Source organism: Thermoplasmata archaeon (assembly GCA_036395115.1).
Lineage (GTDB): Archaea > Thermoplasmatota > Thermoplasmata > RBG-16-68-12 > RBG-16-68-12 > RBG-16-68-12.
Genome location: DASWDU010000022.1, coordinates 21,122 through 36,679, shown reverse-complemented (window position 1 = coordinate 36,679; position 15,558 = coordinate 21,122). Strand labels below are relative to the sequence as shown.

General features: G+C 62.2%; 20 protein-coding genes. 12 read left to right on the top strand and 8 right to left on the bottom strand.

Going from position 1 to position 15,558, the window contains the following annotated elements; genetic code table 11:
- The first annotated feature begins 273 nt into the window (after nucleotides 1-273).
- Nucleotides 274-2,028 carry an amidase gene (locus VF992_05055; GenBank protein ID HEX9340523.1) on the top strand — a complete coding sequence of 585 codons (1,755 nt, stop codon included), beginning with the start codon at nucleotides 274-276 and terminating at the stop codon, nucleotides 2,026-2,028.
- Nucleotides 2,029-2,192: 164 nt separating this feature from the next.
- Here VF992_05055 and VF992_05050 read toward each other — a convergent pair whose 3' ends face one another.
- Nucleotides 2,193-2,429 carry a hypothetical protein gene (locus VF992_05050; protein HEX9340522.1) on the bottom strand — a complete coding sequence of 79 codons (237 nt, stop codon included), beginning with the start codon at nucleotides 2,427-2,429 and terminating at the stop codon, nucleotides 2,193-2,195.
- A gap of 182 nt (nucleotides 2,430-2,611) precedes the next feature.
- On the opposite strand from VF992_05050, the gene VF992_05045 reads away from it, so the two are divergent.
- The 3 genes from VF992_05045 to VF992_05035 all read left to right on the top strand — a co-directional run bounded on the left by VF992_05045 (nucleotide 2,612) and on the right by VF992_05035 (nucleotide 3,917).
- Nucleotides 2,612-3,079: a helix-turn-helix domain-containing protein gene (locus tag VF992_05045; protein ID HEX9340521.1), complete on the top strand. Its 468-nt coding sequence runs from the start codon at nucleotides 2,612-2,614 to the stop codon at nucleotides 3,077-3,079.
- Between the two features lie 14 nt (nucleotides 3,080-3,093).
- On the top strand, nucleotides 3,094-3,666 hold the full coding sequence (locus VF992_05040) for a DUF6036 family nucleotidyltransferase (protein HEX9340520.1): 573 nt from the start codon (nucleotides 3,094-3,096) through the stop codon (nucleotides 3,664-3,666).
- A 62-nt stretch (nucleotides 3,667-3,728) separates the two neighbouring features.
- Entirely contained in the window at nucleotides 3,729-3,917 is a 189-nt protein-coding gene (locus tag VF992_05035) for a hypothetical protein (protein HEX9340519.1), read from the top strand.
- Nucleotides 3,918-4,724: 807 nt separating this feature from the next.
- On the opposite strand, the gene VF992_05030 is transcribed toward VF992_05035, so the two are convergent.
- Nucleotides 4,725-4,985, bottom strand: coding sequence for a DUF5678 domain-containing protein (locus VF992_05030; protein ID HEX9340518.1), 261 nt, complete (start codon nucleotides 4,983-4,985; stop codon nucleotides 4,725-4,727).
- Nucleotides 4,986-5,138: 153 nt separating this feature from the next.
- On the opposite strand from VF992_05030, the gene VF992_05025 reads away from it, so the two are divergent.
- Nucleotides 5,139-5,330 (top strand): hypothetical protein, encoded by a 192-nt coding sequence (locus VF992_05025; protein HEX9340517.1) that lies wholly within the window; start codon nucleotides 5,139-5,141, stop codon nucleotides 5,328-5,330.
- A gap of 101 nt (nucleotides 5,331-5,431) precedes the next feature.
- Here VF992_05025 and VF992_05020 read toward each other — a convergent pair whose 3' ends face one another.
- The 4 genes from VF992_05020 to VF992_05005 form a co-directional block, all read right to left on the bottom strand.
- Nucleotides 5,432-5,698 (bottom strand): 50S ribosomal protein L35ae, encoded by a 267-nt coding sequence (locus VF992_05020; protein HEX9340516.1) that lies wholly within the window; start codon nucleotides 5,696-5,698, stop codon nucleotides 5,432-5,434.
- Nucleotides 5,699-5,761: 63 nt separating this feature from the next.
- Nucleotides 5,762-6,310, bottom strand: coding sequence for a TATA-box-binding protein (locus VF992_05015; protein HEX9340515.1), 549 nt, complete (start codon nucleotides 6,308-6,310; stop codon nucleotides 5,762-5,764).
- Between the two features lie 93 nt (nucleotides 6,311-6,403).
- The gene (locus tag VF992_05010; GenBank protein ID HEX9340514.1) at nucleotides 6,404-8,209 is read right to left on the bottom strand and encodes an ABC-F family ATP-binding cassette domain-containing protein; all 1,806 of its coding nucleotides are present in this window, start codon (nucleotides 8,207-8,209) and stop codon (nucleotides 6,404-6,406) included.
- 202 nt (nucleotides 8,210-8,411) lie between these two features.
- Nucleotides 8,412-8,864 carry a hypothetical protein gene (locus tag VF992_05005; protein HEX9340513.1) on the bottom strand — a complete coding sequence of 151 codons (453 nt, stop codon included), beginning with the start codon at nucleotides 8,862-8,864 and terminating at the stop codon, nucleotides 8,412-8,414.
- 265 nt (nucleotides 8,865-9,129) lie between these two features.
- On the opposite strand from VF992_05005, the gene VF992_05000 reads away from it, so the two are divergent.
- The 7 genes from VF992_05000 to VF992_04970 all read left to right on the top strand — a co-directional run bounded on the left by VF992_05000 (nucleotide 9,130) and on the right by VF992_04970 (nucleotide 12,915).
- A complete protein-coding gene (locus VF992_05000) occupies nucleotides 9,130-9,447 on the top strand; it encodes a ribbon-helix-helix domain-containing protein (GenBank protein ID HEX9340512.1) in 318 nt (105 codons plus the stop codon).
- Between the two features lie 329 nt (nucleotides 9,448-9,776).
- Nucleotides 9,777-10,028: an AbrB/MazE/SpoVT family DNA-binding domain-containing protein gene (locus VF992_04995; protein ID HEX9340511.1), complete on the top strand. Its 252-nt coding sequence runs from the start codon at nucleotides 9,777-9,779 to the stop codon at nucleotides 10,026-10,028.
- A complete protein-coding gene (locus VF992_04990; GenBank protein ID HEX9340510.1) occupies nucleotides 10,025-10,465 on the top strand; it encodes a putative toxin-antitoxin system toxin component, PIN family in 441 nt (146 codons plus the stop codon). The genes VF992_04995 and VF992_04990 overlap by 4 nt, the downstream gene beginning before the upstream one ends.
- A 130-nt stretch (nucleotides 10,466-10,595) precedes the next feature.
- Nucleotides 10,596-10,955 (top strand): hypothetical protein, encoded by a 360-nt coding sequence (locus VF992_04985; protein ID HEX9340509.1) that lies wholly within the window; start codon nucleotides 10,596-10,598, stop codon nucleotides 10,953-10,955.
- The gene (locus VF992_04980; GenBank protein HEX9340508.1) at nucleotides 10,952-11,569 is read left to right on the top strand and encodes a nucleotidyltransferase domain-containing protein; all 618 of its coding nucleotides are present in this window, start codon (nucleotides 10,952-10,954) and stop codon (nucleotides 11,567-11,569) included. The genes VF992_04985 and VF992_04980 overlap by 4 nt, the downstream gene beginning before the upstream one ends.
- 454 nt (nucleotides 11,570-12,023) lie before the next feature.
- Nucleotides 12,024-12,197: a hypothetical protein gene (locus tag VF992_04975; GenBank protein ID HEX9340507.1), complete on the top strand. Its 174-nt coding sequence runs from the start codon at nucleotides 12,024-12,026 to the stop codon at nucleotides 12,195-12,197.
- A 76-nt stretch (nucleotides 12,198-12,273) separates the two neighbouring features.
- The gene (locus VF992_04970) at nucleotides 12,274-12,915 is read left to right on the top strand and encodes a hypothetical protein (GenBank protein HEX9340506.1); all 642 of its coding nucleotides are present in this window, start codon (nucleotides 12,274-12,276) and stop codon (nucleotides 12,913-12,915) included.
- A gap of 504 nt (nucleotides 12,916-13,419) precedes the next feature.
- Here VF992_04970 and VF992_04965 read toward each other — a convergent pair.
- Nucleotides 13,420-14,592: a hypothetical protein gene (locus tag VF992_04965; GenBank protein ID HEX9340505.1), complete on the bottom strand. Its 1,173-nt coding sequence runs from the start codon at nucleotides 14,590-14,592 to the stop codon at nucleotides 13,420-13,422.
- Between the two features lie 152 nt (nucleotides 14,593-14,744).
- Nucleotides 14,745-15,422, bottom strand: coding sequence for a hypothetical protein (locus VF992_04960; protein HEX9340504.1), 678 nt, complete (start codon nucleotides 15,420-15,422; stop codon nucleotides 14,745-14,747).
- Nucleotides 15,423-15,558: the final 136 nt, after the last annotated feature.

The following is a 15,558-nucleotide window of genomic DNA, read 5'->3' as shown; positions in this document are numbered from 1 at the left end:
AACGGGTTTCAGGTGATCGAGGAGCAGTCGTGCAGCGTCTGAGGGTCAAGCTGTCTCGCCGATCCGGCGGACGTCGACTCGGCTCAGGCCGCCTCGATCGGACGCCGCGAGTGAGGACAAGTCTTATGCGGGTGGAGGCCTTCAGCCGCGGCGCCCAGCCTCTGGGGGAAGGGGTCATGACACGACCAGTCGGTCCCGGTAGCCTTCGGCCTTGCGGCGTGTCTCGGACGGGCGACTTCACGGACTCGATTCTCGGATCGCGGGAGGGATAGCATGGACCTCGACCGCAGGGACTTCCTGCGCCTCGGAGCGACGGCGGCCGCGGCCACGGCGGCGGCTCGAGTCATCGGAGCGGGAGGGGCGGTCGCCCCGGAGACGCGGACCGTCGAAGAGCTCGGAGCGCCCGCTCCGCAGATCGAGGAGGCCACGATCGCCGACCTGCAGGCCGCGATGACGGCGGGGTCGCTCACGGCCCTTTCTCTCGTGCGGATGTACCTCACGCGGATCCGGTCGCTGGATCAAAGCGGTCCGCGGCTCAACTCGATCCTCGAGGTCAACCCAGACGCCGAGGCGATCGCGATGGCGCTCGATGCGGAACGACGTCAGGGCATCGTGCGCGGGCCGCTGCACGGGATTCCGATCGTGTTGAAGGACAACATCGACACGGCGGACGCGATGGTGACGGCCGCGGGGTCCCTCGCCCTCGTGGGCGCCGCCCCGTCGCTCGATTCCACGGTCGCCTCGAAGTTGCGCGCGGCCGGAGCCGTCATCCTGGGCAAGACGAACCTGAGCGAATGGGCGAACTTCCGGTCGTTCTTCTCCTCGAGCGGGTGGAGCGGCCGCGGCGGGCAGTGCCTCAACCCGTACGTGCTCGACCGAAACCCGTGCGGCTCTTCGTCCGGTTCGGGCGCCGCGCCGTCCGCGAACCTGACCGCCGCGTCGATTGGCACGGAGACGGACGGATCGATCGTGTGTCCCGCGAACGCGAACGGGGTCGTCGGCATCAAGCCGACCGTCGGGCTGGTGAGCCGAGCGGGCGTCGTGCCGATCGCCCACAGCCAGGACACGGTCGGCCCGCACGGTCGGACCGTGGCGGACGCCGCCGCCGTCCTCGGAGCGATCGCGAGCGTCGAGCCGGATCCGAGGGATCCCGCGACGAACACGGGCCCGATCGGGAACCGGGGCGCCGTCTACGATGACTACGTGCAGTTCGTCGACCCGGACGGCCTCGACGGCGCGAGGATCGGCATCCCCCGCGCGGGCGTGACAGACTTTGTGACGGAGGAGGTGAGCGGCGCGTTCGACGCGGCCGTCGCCGCGATCGAGGGCGCCGGAGCGACGATCGTCGATCCGGCGGACATCCCGACGATCGACCAGATCAACGCGGCATTCGAGGAGATCGTCGTCCTCGTGTTCGAGTTCAAGCGCGACCTGAACGCGTACCTGGCGACACGGAGCGACGTGGCCCTCGACCGCGAAGGGTACGATCGGACCCTCGCGGGGCTGATCGCCTTCAATCAGGCCCACGCGGCCGAGGAGCTGAAGTGGTTCGGCCAAGAGTGGTTCGAGCTCGCGGACGCCGATCCGTTCGACCAAGCGACGTACGACGCTGCGGCGCCCGAGGCCCGGCGGACCGGCGGCACCGACGGGATCGACGCCGTCCTCCAGGGCAACGGGCTCGACGCCCTCATCTCGCCGACCGACTCGCCGGCGTGGACGTCGGACCTCGTGAACGGCGACCACTTCATCTTCGGGACGTCAGCGCCCGCGGCGATCGCCGGATACCCGATTATCAACGTGCCGATGGGGGACGCGTTCGGCCTGCCCCTCGGGATGAGCTTCTACGGGACCGCGTTCAGCGAGCCGACTCTGATCAAGGTCGCCTCGGGCTTCGAGGCCACGATGAGGGCGCGACGCAAGCCGTCGTTCTTGCCGACGTTGCCGACGGGCAATCCACCGAGCCGTGCGTCGGGACACAGGCAGCGCTCGGTCCCTCTGGGATCGCGGCGACTAATCCGCCGGCTGTAGGCGACCCGGACCGCATCGAGGTTACGGGAAGGGAGCCTCGGCCCAGCGCGACTGCGGCCTCGTGACAGCGACGGCGGGTTCGGTTTGCCGTCTTCCCTCTCGTGCCTGCAACGGCGCTTCCGATCAGGCATCCAACCGGAGAGAGTAGCGCGCCGGCCACCGGATTACCAGTCCCAGTCGTGTTTCGCCGTGATGTCGATGTGACGCCCCTTCCGAATGCCCACGACGTCCTTCTCGTTGAACCGTGCGACTTCGGCGCGGTCCGAGTCGCGGAGGACGTAGTACCGGATTCGGGAGTTCTTCGAGAGCGGATCGAGTTCAAGGGCGAACGACTCCGCCTCGACGTGCTCGAACTCGAGTCGGCCGTCGGGCCGCCTCAAGATTACGGTCCAGTCTTCCATTACGATCGTATCGGCGGCGTCATGGGAGGACGGCGGGGTTTCGGCGGAAGGGATAAACTCATCGGTGCGCGCATGGCTCAGCGCACACCGTTGGTCGCGGTTTCACGGAGGCCGCGGGGAGCCCGCGTGGCGGATCCTAAAAGGACAATATTCATTATCCCATTTAGACTATATGGTTATCGATGTCCACGATCCTCCAGCCGGCGCTCCGTCGTCTCCTTGGTGGAGAAACGAGGGCGAGAGTCCTCGGCTTGCTCGCGGACGCTACGGTCCCGAAGACCGGATACGAGCTCGCGAAGGCGGCGCGGGCGAACCCTACGAAGGTGTACGGGATCCTCCGCGGCCTCGCAGAGGCGGGCCTCGTGCAGGTCCTCTCGGATCGACCGGCCGTGCGGCGCTACTCCCTCGTCGATCCGGATCTCCGACGCTTCCTCCTGCGCCACGTGAGGATCACGACCCTCCAGGAGTGGTTCTCGCCGGTGCGCGTGCGGCAGAGGGAGGCGAGTCTGGACCGACTCCGGCCGGTACGATTCGCGCCCCGGCCATCCCGGATGAAACGGGAACAGCTCCCCAACTACCGGGAGTTCGAACGACCTCCGGACAAGGACCGCGCGTTGCGGCGAGTCGCCCGGTCACATCCGTCGGATTGATGGAGAGGGCACCGTTGGTCGCCTATCGCGAGGTCGAGGCCATCGTGTCCGGGGCGCCGTCGCCCACGGAGCGTCGGCTACGGTTTGCGGCGCTGCTCGCCTCGGAGCTCCGGGCATCGGAAACGGAGTTCGTCGTCGTGGGAGGCTCGGCCATCGAATTCTATACGCGGGGGCAGTACACGACGGGGGACGTCGACGTGGTCTACACGGGACGCGCGGACGTCGACAAGGTGCTGCTCGGGTGGCGCTTCATCCGCCAAGGTCGTATCTGGCTGAACGAACGGTTGGGCATCATTCTCGATTTCGTCAAGCCTCCCTACACGGGCGACCTGGCGCGCACACAGGCCTTGGAGACGCCGTACGGATCCATCCGCCTCGCGGCCCTGGAGGATCTGATCGTCAAGCGGCTCGCCTCGGCGAAGCACTGGCGGCGGCCTCACGACGCGGATCATGCCCAGCTCCTGGCTGCGGGGTATGAAGACCGGATTCAATGGGCGTACGTGGAGCGTCTGGCGGCGGAGTACGACGTCGAGGATCTTCTCGTCTCTCTTCGGCGGTGGCTTGCCGACCGGCGCCCCCCGGCGTAGCACTCCATTCATGACGTAACATGGTCAAGCATAAGTACCATGGCGGCCATGGTGGCCATGATATGGCCGGCTCGACAACGATTTCCCTGCAGAAGGAAACGAAGGAAATGCTCCGCAAGCTGGGCTCGAAGGGCCAGACTTACGACGAGGTCATCCGGGAACTGATAGAAAAAGCATCGATCAAAGAACTCGATGCCCGGTGGAACCGGATCCTCGAGGAAGAGGAGTTCATCTCATTGGATGAGGTATGAGGTTCCGGGTCACGCTGTCGGAGACAGCGGCTCGGCAGCTGCGCAAACTGCCTGCCGGAACGCGAACTCGCATCGTAAAGGGTTTGCGTGTCCTCGAGGAGGATCCGTTTCGACCTCGTCCGAAGGCCGACATTCGAGTCATCGAGGGGACGGATCCAAGGAAGTATCGTATCCGGATCGGAGATTATCGGGCGATCTACGCGGTCGTGGAGCGCGAAGTGAAGGTCGTCGAGATCTTCATCCGTGGGCGGGGCTATCGGTAAGGGAGCGGGACGGTCGCGGCTGCGATAGCATTCTCGGCACAGTGCTACGCGACTGCCGAATTCTTGACGCTCCGTTTTGTAACAGCGGCGCATGGTCAAGAACTAGCTTCCGCCCAAGCCCCAAGTTCGCAAACCCCCCGGCTTGGCTGATACCGGAGGATCCAGCCGCTAATTCGTAGGAAATCGCGACCCAGCATACTTGGAGCCCATAGCTCCGCTGTCGGAACCGCAATGTGATCGAATTCCAAATGGACTTCCTGTTTCTCCTCTCCGCGGAAATCAAGCACCGCTCCCTCGAGCAATCGACATGGGACTTGGGTCGTCAGGCTAGTCAGTCGAATCGCCTTCGTTGGCCTAAGATCGGTGACCTTCCCTCCAAGACGTCGGAAATCAAAGAGACTTAGGAGGCTACGCGATGCTCCTGTGTCTAGAAGGAATTCAGCCTCGCCACCGAAGGTTCCGGTGAGCGTTCGAACGCCACAAATGACGTACGGCCCATCGTCCCTTGATTCGCCAGCGATCCGCATGACGGGCATCCGAGATACTAGATCAGGTCAATGGGCTTAGGGGTCACGAATCCGACGAAGGTCAGTCGCGAATTGGCGCCTGAAGCTTCGACTTCGCGAATGACCTCATCAATTTCTCGATTCTCAGAGATAACCTTGCCACCAAGAACCGCAACATATCTTCCTGCGTGGCCCCTGCGAAGTTTCTCCAGGTTGCCGTGGAACCAAGCAGCGTCATGACGGAACTGGTCGGAAAGCTTGGTGAATTCGTCCTTGGACAGACCAAGATGATCGTACATGGTCTTCAAGCCAGCAGGCCTCCGGTTTGAGGTTGGCCCAAGCTGCTTCCTCGTATTTCTCAATATCCCGACTCTCTGATAAGCCACTTTGTCAAGACGGGTTAAGCCTGGTGGGGCAGTTCGCAAGGACGATAACGTCCCAACGAGAGAGTCATGATCGAGCTCGACGCAGCTTCGCCACGGAAGAAATCCGTTGAAAAGCTCGGACTCGTCGATGCTACCCGCATCGTTATCCTGCGCCGGTACAGTGCGACACCGAGCGCCCTGAGGCGGATCAAGGACGCCAGGCGGGAAGTCGATGCCGTGATCATTCCACGCCATCTAAGAAAGCAGATTGACTCATAGGACCAGATCACGACCTCGACAACAATGCTACCCCGTGCCGCGAGTGAGAACGGAGCGTCGGCGGATCCGCGCCGTGCCCGCGAAGCGCGCCGGGCGTGGCGTCAGGGAATGATCTTGACCTGGGTGCCGAGGGCTTGAGGCGGGAAGCCGCGGTCCCACCGTACGCGGAGCGCGCCCTTCGAGCCGTGGAGGGCCACGACCCGGCCCAGGATCTGGAGGCCGTCCTTGCGGGCCCACACCACCCGGGCTCCCACGAGTTCCGCCGCATGCTCCGGTTTGGCGAGGTCCACGATCGTCTGGTAGCTGTCCTGCTTGAATTTGCTTTGACGGAACGCGGTCACCGTTCCGGACGCCTCGGCCTTCGCCATACGAGGAGCGCCACCGCTCCCTGCGCTATAAGGCCTCCGCATGCGCTTCGAAGGGGCGCGCGATCAGTGCAGAAGCCCGTTCGCCTTGAGCTCGGCCGTGATCTTGTCGACGGCCTTCTCGACGTCCGCAGGCTTGCGCGCGCCGGTGCACACGACCTTGCCGCTGCCGAACATGAGCAGGACGACCTTGGGCTCGTCGATCCGGTAGACGAGGCCGGGGAACTGCTCCGGCTCGTACTCCACGGCACCGAGCCCCAAGGTGATCGCGACCGCGTTCAGGTCGATCTGGGCGCCGAGGTCCGACGTGGCGACGATGTTCTGGACCTCGATCTCCGGGTTCTTCTTGATCGGGATGCCCGCGGCCTCGATCTGCTTCGCGACCAGGTCGATCGCCATCTTGACGTTCTCGAGGCTCTTCGCGCCGGTGCAGACGACCTTCCCGCTGCGGAACAGCAGGATGGCGGTCTTCGGTTCCTTGATGCGGTAGATGAGCCCGGGGAACTGCTCCGGCTCGTACTCGGAGCCGCCCAGGGCGAGGGCGATCGCCTTGAGGTCGAGCTCGTGCCCGAGGGAGGTCGACGCGACGACGTTCTCGATCCGGAACTTGGCCATGGGAACCTCCGCGGCCGGCCTTCACAAAGGGACTCGGTCGCAGGCAACGGGACACCGGTGGTGCCTTATATGCTTCCGTGCGCCCACGACCCCTCACGTCTCGATGCGCTCCACGCGGCCGTTCGCCTCCGCCCACCGCAGCAGGCGCAGGAAGGCCTGGGTCTCCGCGCCGTTGAGGGCGATCACGTCCCCTCCATGGTAGGCGGTCCCGGTCTCCCAGTCCTTGACGACGCGCAGGACGCGGTACCGGGGCTTCTGCCGCACCGCCATGAACTCCGCCATCTTCGCCGCGGCCCACGAGTCCCGGAAGGTCCCCTGGAACACGGCGAGGCGCCGGTGCGCGATGACCGCGATCTTGTTCGCCACTTCGTTCAGGAAGGAGCGGTTGTGGCTCACGACCAGGAGCATGCCCGGATACGTCCGGAGGGCCGCTGCCACGATCTCCTGGCTCTCGATGTCGAGGTGGTTCGTCGGCTCGTCGAGGACGAGGAGGTCGTAGTCCTGGGCGATGAACTTCGCGAGGGCGAGGCGCGCCCGCTCGCCGCCGCTGAGCTGGCCGACGCGGCTGTGGACCGCGTCCCCCCGGAACCAGAAGCGGCCGAGGAGTCCCCTCGCCCACGCTTCCGGCGGTTCCGGACGTCGCACGCTGCGGATCTCCTCGAGGAGGGTGCGGGAGAAGTCGAGCTCCTCCGCTTCCTGGGCGAAATACCCGATCGCCAGGTTCTTGCCCCGGAACACGGATCCCGCGTCCGCCGCCTGACGCCCAATGAGGACCTCCAGGAGCGTCGTCTTCCCGGCGCCGTTCGGGCCGACGAGGCCGACCTTGTCCCCCTTCGCCAGCTCGAGGTCGACGTCGGCGAAGAGGAGGCGGCCGCCGTGGGACTTCGCGACGCCCTCGAGGCGCACGACCCCCGGGCCCGAGGCGCCCGTGCGGAAGGCGAGGCGGAAGGCGCGCGGGGCGGTCGGAGGCGGCTCCGGCGTCTCGCGCCGCATCCGCTCGACCCGCAGCTTGCGCGAGAGGACCTGCTCGTACACCTTGCGGGACTTGAACGCCTCGATGATCGCGAGCTGCCGTTTGAGCTCCTCCTGGTGCCGGTGGCGCTGGGCCTCCCGGGCCCGCGCGATCGCGTCGCGCTGCACCCTATAGTCCGTGTAGTTGCCGACGTACTCGAGGGTGCGGAGACGGTCGATCTCGATCACCTTGTCCGCGATCGCGTCGAGGAGGAACTTGTCGTGGCTCGCCAGGAGGACGGCCGCATCGATCTCCCCGAGGAACGCCTCGATCGTCTCGATCGTGTCGACGTCCATGTGGTTCGTCGGCTCGTCGAGCAGGAGGACGTCCTTGTCCTTCGCGTTCGCGAGGGCGCGCGCGGTGAGGACCTTGGACTTCTCGCCGCCGGAGAGGGAGCCGAACCGCTGGTCGAGGAGCTCCTCGCCGACGCCCAAGTCGTTCAGGATCGGGTCGTTGACGATCACGCTCTGGCTGCGGGCGGACCCCAGGGCGACGTGCAGGGCTTCGTAGCGGGCCATGCGCGCGCTCGCGTCCGCGGCGTCCCACGCGTCCGGGCGGGCCATCCACGCCTCGAGGGCCGCCAGGTCGGCCTCGATCCGCTGCGCCTCCGGGCTCGGGGCCGAGAGGACGTCCCGCACAACGGTCTCCGGCGGGACGTTCGGGACCTGCGGGAGGTAGCCGTACCGGAGCCCGGGCTTGAGCACGAGGTCCCCCAGGTCCGGCGCCGTCTCGCCCGCGAGGAGCCGGAACAGGGTGCTCTTCCCCGATCCGTTCGGGCCGACGAGGGCGACTTTGTCCCCTGCGTGGAGAAGGAAGTCGGCGTGCTCGAGGACGAGCGTGGGGCCCCAGGATTTCCGGAGGTCCCGGCCCGCGATGATCGGCTCCATGTGCCCGGGGCTAGTCCCAGGTCCCCGATGAGGCTTCGCCCCGGGCCGCCGACTCTACGAGGCCTAGCGGTTCGAGCTCGACAACATCTCGGGGAGGGGGTCGCGTTTGAGGCGGAGACGCTGATCGCTGAAGGCCTTGCCAGCCGACGTTATCTGACGCGAAGCTCGGAACCGGGTGCGACCGACAGCACAGTGCGGTGACCTACCCGCCAACGGCCTTGAGGGCGATCGATTCGTCCTTCTCGAGAGCCTCGTCCACCTTCTTTTTCGTCAGCCCAAGCCTGCGCAAGAGCTGTTCATACGGTGACGGGAGTGCCTGGAGTACTTCCGCGGCACCCACAGTGTCCACGATTCTCTGTTTCAATACTCGTAACCCCCGCGGGGTGAGATATCCGACGTGTTGCAACCTGCGGGCCAGCGCCGGGAGATCGTAATAGAATGGGGTCCTCGTCGACTTGAGGAGATCCTCCCAGTCGGGCTCCTCTTGCACCCCCGCTAGAGCCTGTTGGCATGCCTGGCGGATGAATGCGGATCGGGTGACACCGAAGCGCCCCGCGGCCCTCTCCACTCCTTCCAGCAGGGGCTTTTCAAATAGGAGCGAGACGCGGATGGTGTCCCCCTCCAAATCGTCTGATTCAGTTTCGTTCTTTGCCATAGTTTCCTGCATGTAATATCAGATATTAATAGATGTGCGTCTTGCTATTCCATCCGGGTTTCCTTCGCCTTCGGGCAGAGCTCCATCCTCCCGCTCTCCCGGCAGCGGGGTCGCGCGGATCGCGTTCCGCGCGTAGCAGTTCACTCGGATTGTGACCGTTTCACGTGGCTCCACCGCGGTCTGACAATTCATGTACCTGGAGCAAGTCTCCTAAGTAGTCGGTCCGCAATGCGCATATTGCATGCAAGGCGAGCGCGGTTCCAAGGTGACGACATCCTTTCGCTTGTCCGTCAAGCAGCTCGAAGAAATCGACCGGCTCGTCCGGAGGACAGGAATGCGATCGCGGACGGAATTCTTGGAACGAGCGATCGATCGGTACCTCGATGAACTCAAGGAATCCAAGGTGCTCCTGCTCCGAGAATGGACTGAACCCAGGGCCAAAGCAGCGGTCCTGAAATACCTCAAGGGGGGACGGAAAGCGTACGTGTCAGACATCATCGAGGCTCTTGGCATGGAGCCGGACCTCGCGTTTCGAGTCGTAGACACGTTACTCGAGGAGGGAGCGGTTGCCCGAGCTGCGTAAGCCCGAAGACGCAGGGGCCGGGAGAAACTCCTAGGCTGGGGCCGCAAGATCAGTCGGGTCCACCTCATCTCCGGGACGTCCGCGCACCGTGCGCAAAGCGTGTACATCTGGGGCGCGCCTGCGACGTGCCGGATCGATATCGCGATCCGGTTGCGGTAGCACCACCCTGCTGCGCACCAGGCAACGGAATCTCGGGTTGCGGAAACGGAGACGATTCATTCTGAACTGTCACGGACCAGCCGCAGACACGGCTCTGCGGCGAAGTCAAATTTCAGGATGGAGCCACCACCGACCAAGTTCAAATAGTAAGGATTCCTTACTCAGGTCTAATGGCCGACGTTGTAAAGGTCACCACAAAGGGGCAGCTGACGCTCCCTGCCCGAATTCGAAAGGATCTCAACATTTCCGAGGACACCTATCTCCTCGCGGAGGAGGTGGGTGACTTCGTCGTGCTCCGACGGGCGGAGACTCGGTTCCTCGAGCTGTCGGAACGATTCCAACGGGAGGCTAAGCGCAAGGGAATCACCAAGGAGGCCCTCCTGCGGGCCCTCAAGGGGGCTCGTCGGGGGCCGTCGCGGTGAGGTTCTTCCTCGATTCGAACGTAATTGTCTCGGGAATCGTCTTCGCGGGTACGGAGCGTCGGATTCTCTTGGCCACGTTCGGGAGAGATCACGCTTTCGTCATCTCGCAGGATGTCCAACGAGAAGTCAGGAAGGTCATGCGGCAGAAGTTCCCCCGCCTTCGGGAGGAGTCGGAGGAGGTCATGGCGTTGCTTCGTGCACAGACTTTGCCGAGGAGAACGTACGAGGGACGTTCTCAGGGATTTCCCGAGCTGCGGGATCCGGACGACGCCCACATCCTTGCGGCCGCCATCGTCTCCCGCTGCGATGTAGTCGTGACGGGAGACAAGGACCTCCTCGTGCTCCGGGAAGTCGAAGGGGTGAAGATCATCCGACCGAGTGAGGCTCGCAAGCTGTTGGCTGCCCGAGGCCCTCCGGACAAGACAATCCATACGTAGTGTGTCGCGTGGTAACATCCGGTGTAAGTTGCAACGGTTCTGCAGGGCCAAGGGATCCGGAAATGTGCCACCCTTGCATTCGTCCTGGCGGCCACGACGCTTAAGTACCGGTCGCGTAATTAGTACGCGAATGTCCTCATTGGAAACCCACATGCGGCAAGCGCGGGCGTTCCGGGACGGGGCCGCCAAGGTCGACGAACCGGGCCTCCGGGTCGAAGCTTGGTTTTTGAGCGCCTACCATTTCATCGAAGCGTGTGCGGCCAAACGGAGGGTCCACATTCAGAAGCACCAACGGGTGCCCGATGAACTCGAACAGAACCCTGCGATCCTGGGCCCAAGGACCTCTGCCGTGGTCGACGCGTTCAGGTATCTGGACCATCACGCTCGCGCCAAATTCGTGTACGGCAACTCTGGGACTCGGGCCGATCTCGAAAAGGCGCGCAAGAGCTTCGAGGCGATCGAGTCCATTTGTCAGGAGGTGCTGGGATGAACCCTCCCCGGTTCGAAGATGCGATCCGAGCCGCGGTTCGGGATCTCGCCGCCGTTCCCGGCGTGCGATCCGTGGTCCTGTTCGGTTCGACGGCGCGAGGGAGCGCCGCGGAGGAGAGCGATATCGATCTCTTCATTGACTGTGAGCCGGACGCCGAGGATGCCGCATGGAAGGTCCTCCTCGCCCTCGACCGCCGGTTCGACGTGGAGTTCAGCGTCATCTTCTATCGCCCCGAAGAGCGTGAGGCCTTCGACAAACAATTCCTCGAGTCCATCGTTCGCCAAGGGCGAGTCCTCATCGGGACTCTCCCCGTCGTGACCCCGGGTCAGCTCGACCTCCAGCCCCTCCGCCTCGTGAGCTATTGGACGGACCGACTGGAGCCCCGGAAGCGCGCTCAGTTGCTCCGAGAGATCGATGGGTACGAGACCCGGAAGCGGGTTGGGAAGAAGACGTATGTCGTCCGGAAGCCGGGGTTCCTGAAGGAGGGAGGTGGCTGGCGGGTCGGGCGCGGAGCGGTCATCGTCCCGGAGGAGAAAATCGAGGCGTTCGACGAACTGCTGCGGCGGTATGGGGCCAAGCGCCATATCATTCCGATATGGTGTCAGCGTCCCTGACCAGTGATCGACGCTAGCTGAGCCGTTCGGAGGTACTCCATACATAGCGCTACCGAGGGTAAGTACCGACCTTCTGGCCCCTCGCTTCTCCAGAGTTCCGATTCCCAAGCCCTACTACCTGAGCACCAAGGGCGACGTACTCTGATGGGGCCTACCGTGCGCGCAGAGCGTACTGCGCGGAATCCTCCTACAGCTTTTTTGACGTTCTCGACCAAGCTCTCTCTTCGGAAGGCAGCCAAACGCTCTTCCGGGTTAGCGCTTCCTAGTGCACCCAAAACCCTTGGCTTCTGGGACCTAGCGTATTGACGCAATTCCTAAATACGGCCGGTGTGTATCAGTTCCTTGTATGTAGCACCGGGCGACACGGACCCAGCTTCCTGATCAGCTGCGATTCCGTTCCTGGTGGGACTATTTTCCGGCAGGTATTTAAGAAACCAATATGTCCGGACCCGCCATGGTCCGGGTGTTGGTGAGTCCCGAGGTGGTCACCAAGCTTCCGCAGGTCATCGTCCTGCAGGCTGCCGCCCGGCTCGATAAAGAGCTGCGAGACAATCCACGCCGGGCCAAGAAGAAGACGCAGGAAATCGTGAAGTGGAATGGAACGCGGGTCGCCCTCATATGCGAATGAAAAGAGAAAGAGAATCTCGTCCTGATAACAAGGGCGCGACAATTAAAGCGATGAAAACCAAGAAGGTAACAAGCACATGACGCGGGAATTCCTTCGAATCGAGACGGACACAGTCACGGTCGACTGGGACGGCAACCCAGTCAAGTTACACGGAGTGCCGGCCTTGAAGGATACGAGGACTGGAAAGATCTGGTTCGATCCGGCCGAAGTTGTAAAGGCCGAGCTTCGGCAGCTTGCGGAGTCGTGCGGAGTTAGTCCGAGACAGCTGCCTGTGATGCTCTTGCTGCAGGCCCAGCCCGGGCCTTTTCCTGGTGGCTCCGGCCATAACAAGTACAAGCTGAACAAAATGCTGTTCTACCAGTGGAAAGAACTCGAGAAGCAGGGACTTGGTGAGGCCTATGAGCACGACAGGTTCGAGCCAGCCATCAAAGGACCTATCCCTCGGGAACTCTATTCGGACTTGGCAGATCTTGAAAGCAAAGGCCTTGCCAAACTGAAGGGCGGCAAGAGCCAGAAGAAGACCTTGGAAGTCTACCTTACTTCGGAAGGCCTCAAAGTCGCAAAGTCTCTTTGGGAAGCAGTGCCGCTACCGTATAGAGAGGTTACGATCGGGGTCAAGACAGAACTCTTCCCTCTCGATCCTCACACGATTATGGAGCGGGTCCACGCCGACTATCCAGAGTACAAGAAGATCTTCGTGGAACCTGACGAAGAGTGACTACGGCCGGAGATTGCAGAGCCCGCCTACGAAAACCTCGAAGTATCTCCGAACCTAGTCTTCGATCCGAGCGTGACCCGCGATTTGCCACCAGCCGCGATGGTCGGTGCCGGATCGGCCTCATTTGGGGGACTCATCCACGGAGCCATGACCGACGAGTGGATCGCTGGCCTGATTGGCGGGACCTCATCGGAGCCGTCGTAGGGCCATCGTTGATGCGATAAGCAGGTCGGAGGGGCCCGACCCCCGAAGGACGGCCTCGAAAGGCCCTTTCCGCCAACAACGTGGCAGGGGAGCCCCGGTTCATATGGAGCTGTCGCTTTGTTGAGCCGACAATACGCTGTTGAGCGACCGGTTTCATTCCCGCGTGGCCGTGTGGAGGACAGTCGCAATCGCATCATAGGGCTACAGCCTCAGGCTAACAGAATGCCCGTCAATCGAGGTAGAAGCGTTTCATAAGAGAGACAAAGAGCAATCTTAGACCGTCGACAAGTGGGGGGTCTTCTAGACACTCTTGTTCTTGTCTTTTTCGTTGCGTCGAAGCCACCACTCGACGACCCGCTCAATGGGCACCGTCAAAACGATTCCGGAGAAGACCAAGAGAGTCTCCCGGAGCTCCCTCCAAGGGATTGGAGAATAACTGATGCGAGTATTGGCCGCGATCGACACTCCGTCCGCTATTACGAGTGCGCTGGCTGCAATGAACATCACTCTGACGGCGCCAAATCGGAATGGAGTGAGCGGGGCCGCAAGGTCAAAGTCAAGGAACTCAGCATTGTCGATATCGAGCCCTTCCTTGAAGGGCGACGTGTTGTCCTGATAAGTCGCGTTGCCGGGACCTTCGAACGTAGCACCGCACGATCTGCAGCCCAGGGACAGTCCTATGGGGAATCGAATAATGGGCCCTTCGAAAGCGTCCAGTGATAGAGCGAATTCCCCGAAGTTTGTGATAAGTAGGCGAACCGAGCGATCGAACTGCGAACTTTGTCCATCGACGGTGACGTTTGCGAAATCCAAGTCGATTGAAACGAAATTGGATGAATCACCGGCCGTAAAGGAAGTGTCGAAGGTTACGTGTGGGGTCGGAATCGGAGTCACTTTCATCTCGAGGTCACGGTCGGAAGCGTCAGTGAACGCGAGATTGAGCTCGCGGGAGTCGCCCAAGTCCTGAACTGTCCGGATGTATGACCCGAACACCGCCAGGCGGGTCGAGTTGAAATAGTAGGGTGCTCCGAGCGCGAAATTCCTGAATGATCCGTTTGCGAGCACCTCGAGGGTCGCAGGATCAAGCACGCGATAAGACCCGTTGGCGGTGGGGCCGACCGTGTGGGGGTACACCAGCCGAATTGGACCTGACCCCACAGATGGGAGGACCTCAAAAACCGCGTAAGTCGAGTCGACTGGATTCCCCCGACCTGGGTAAGTGAATGCAAAGCCCCTCCCGGAAATCGTCAGTTGTTCCGCAGGACCTTCCCATGTGCCTGTCACAGTCGCAGGCGAAGGTATCGTATCCTCATGATAGCTGAAGAAACTCACGAGAAAAACCGTCACCGCGAAGGCCGCGACGATCGCAAGGCGCCTCTGATAACTCGTAGATTTCCAAGGGAAGCCAAGTAATCGCCTACGCGCTGGTGGTAAGAATCCCGAGCCTTCTATCCTCAGCGGTGCCAGGGTCATGGGAAGCGGAGGCGTTTGTGATTCTATTTAAGTGCCACGGAGTTTGTTCTGTATTGTCGACCCGAACCCGTCGAGGCTTTAGCGTCATATTACCACACAAAGGCGTGCAGAACTCATTTAGTTGACCGAGCTCGGCCGGCTCCCCGCTTGCATCAGTTTCGGACGTGGGTTCTTCGGGCAACTTTGCCCTTCTCTACCTTGACTTCGATGGACGTCAGCGGTTTGAATCCTTGCGCTGGATCAAACTCGGTCCCGGCTAGCCATGCAGACACCTTCCGATATTCCATTGAGGCTGCGACGAAGAGTTCTTCCAGCCTTTTGAACGATTCAACTTGGCCTCTGGCATCTTTGAGGTTTGCGATCCGGTAGAGGTAAAGGACGAACGGGTGTCTGACCCCATTCTCCTCGCGCTGGAGCCTCTTGAGCTCCTTTTGAATGTCCGGAAGGTTGGCCCTGTCAGGACTCCATCGAAGGCCACCATTCAGCTTCAGCTCAATAGCGACGGTGGGCGGAATGGGCATCTTCAATTCATCAGAGTAGTCCCAACGAGCTATCGAGCGAATGTCGGCCGCATCGAACACTACAAGGTCGAATCGACCACGCCGACCACGTTTGTCGGCATTCCGTGGCGGGTACTCCTTCTGAACCTGTGAGACATCGAAGCCAGCGCCGGACTGATGAGAGTGATTGAGCCCGTGTTTTAGGAGGAGGTAATAGAGCTGGCAATGCAAACTCTGTTCGGTTCTGAGGGCATGGGGCGAGGAGAAGAACTGATCAACAAGCTCCTGCAAGGATTGCCTGACGATGGTAACCGTGGACTTTCGCGGCATGATGCGCGGATTGCTTCGACCGCCATAAACTAGACCTAGCTAGCGACTCCGACTTCTGCCGTAGAGAGTGATGCTTGCGGCAATCGCGCCATTTTGTTCCGGTCCGACGACGTTGCGGCGACGCGATATGCGCGGG

What these genes read in the sequence shown, in the direction of transcription:
- VF992_05050 (HEX9340522.1), bottom strand. Translation starts at nt 2,429, where the DNA reads ATGGAAGACTGGACCGTAATCTTGAGGCGGCCCGACGGCCGACTCGAG.
- VF992_04960 (HEX9340504.1), bottom strand. Translation starts at nt 15,422, where the DNA reads ATGCCGCGAAAGTCCACGGTTACCATCGTCAGGCAATCCTTGCAGGAG.
- VF992_05020 (HEX9340516.1), bottom strand. Translation starts at nt 5,698, where the DNA reads ATGGCGAAGGCCGAGGCGTCCGGAACGGTGACCGCGTTCCGTCAAAGC.
- VF992_05055 (HEX9340523.1), top strand. Translation starts at nt 274, where the DNA reads ATGGACCTCGACCGCAGGGACTTCCTGCGCCTCGGAGCGACGGCGGCC.
- VF992_05010 (HEX9340514.1), bottom strand. Translation starts at nt 8,209, where the DNA reads ATGGAGCCGATCATCGCGGGCCGGGACCTCCGGAAATCCTGGGGCCCC.
- VF992_05025 (HEX9340517.1), top strand. Translation starts at nt 5,139, where the DNA reads ATGATCGAGCTCGACGCAGCTTCGCCACGGAAGAAATCCGTTGAAAAG.
- VF992_04965 (HEX9340505.1), bottom strand. Translation starts at nt 14,592, where the DNA reads ATGACCCTGGCACCGCTGAGGATAGAAGGCTCGGGATTCTTACCACCA.
- VF992_04980 (HEX9340508.1), top strand. Translation starts at nt 10,952, where the DNA reads ATGAACCCTCCCCGGTTCGAAGATGCGATCCGAGCCGCGGTTCGGGAT.
- VF992_05045 (HEX9340521.1), top strand. Translation starts at nt 2,612, where the DNA reads ATGTCCACGATCCTCCAGCCGGCGCTCCGTCGTCTCCTTGGTGGAGAA.
- VF992_05035 (HEX9340519.1), top strand. Translation starts at nt 3,729, where the DNA reads ATGGCCGGCTCGACAACGATTTCCCTGCAGAAGGAAACGAAGGAAATG.
- VF992_04975 (HEX9340507.1), top strand. Translation starts at nt 12,024, where the DNA reads ATGGTCCGGGTGTTGGTGAGTCCCGAGGTGGTCACCAAGCTTCCGCAG.
- VF992_04985 (HEX9340509.1), top strand. Translation starts at nt 10,596, where the DNA reads ATGTCCTCATTGGAAACCCACATGCGGCAAGCGCGGGCGTTCCGGGAC.
- VF992_04970 (HEX9340506.1), top strand. Translation starts at nt 12,274, where the DNA reads ATGACGCGGGAATTCCTTCGAATCGAGACGGACACAGTCACGGTCGAC.
- VF992_04995 (HEX9340511.1), top strand. Translation starts at nt 9,777, where the DNA reads ATGGCCGACGTTGTAAAGGTCACCACAAAGGGGCAGCTGACGCTCCCT.
- VF992_05015 (HEX9340515.1), bottom strand. Translation starts at nt 6,310, where the DNA reads ATGGCCAAGTTCCGGATCGAGAACGTCGTCGCGTCGACCTCCCTCGGG.
- VF992_05005 (HEX9340513.1), bottom strand. Translation starts at nt 8,864, where the DNA reads ATGGCAAAGAACGAAACTGAATCAGACGATTTGGAGGGGGACACCATC.
- VF992_05030 (HEX9340518.1), bottom strand. Translation starts at nt 4,985, where the DNA reads ATGTACGATCATCTTGGTCTGTCCAAGGACGAATTCACCAAGCTTTCC.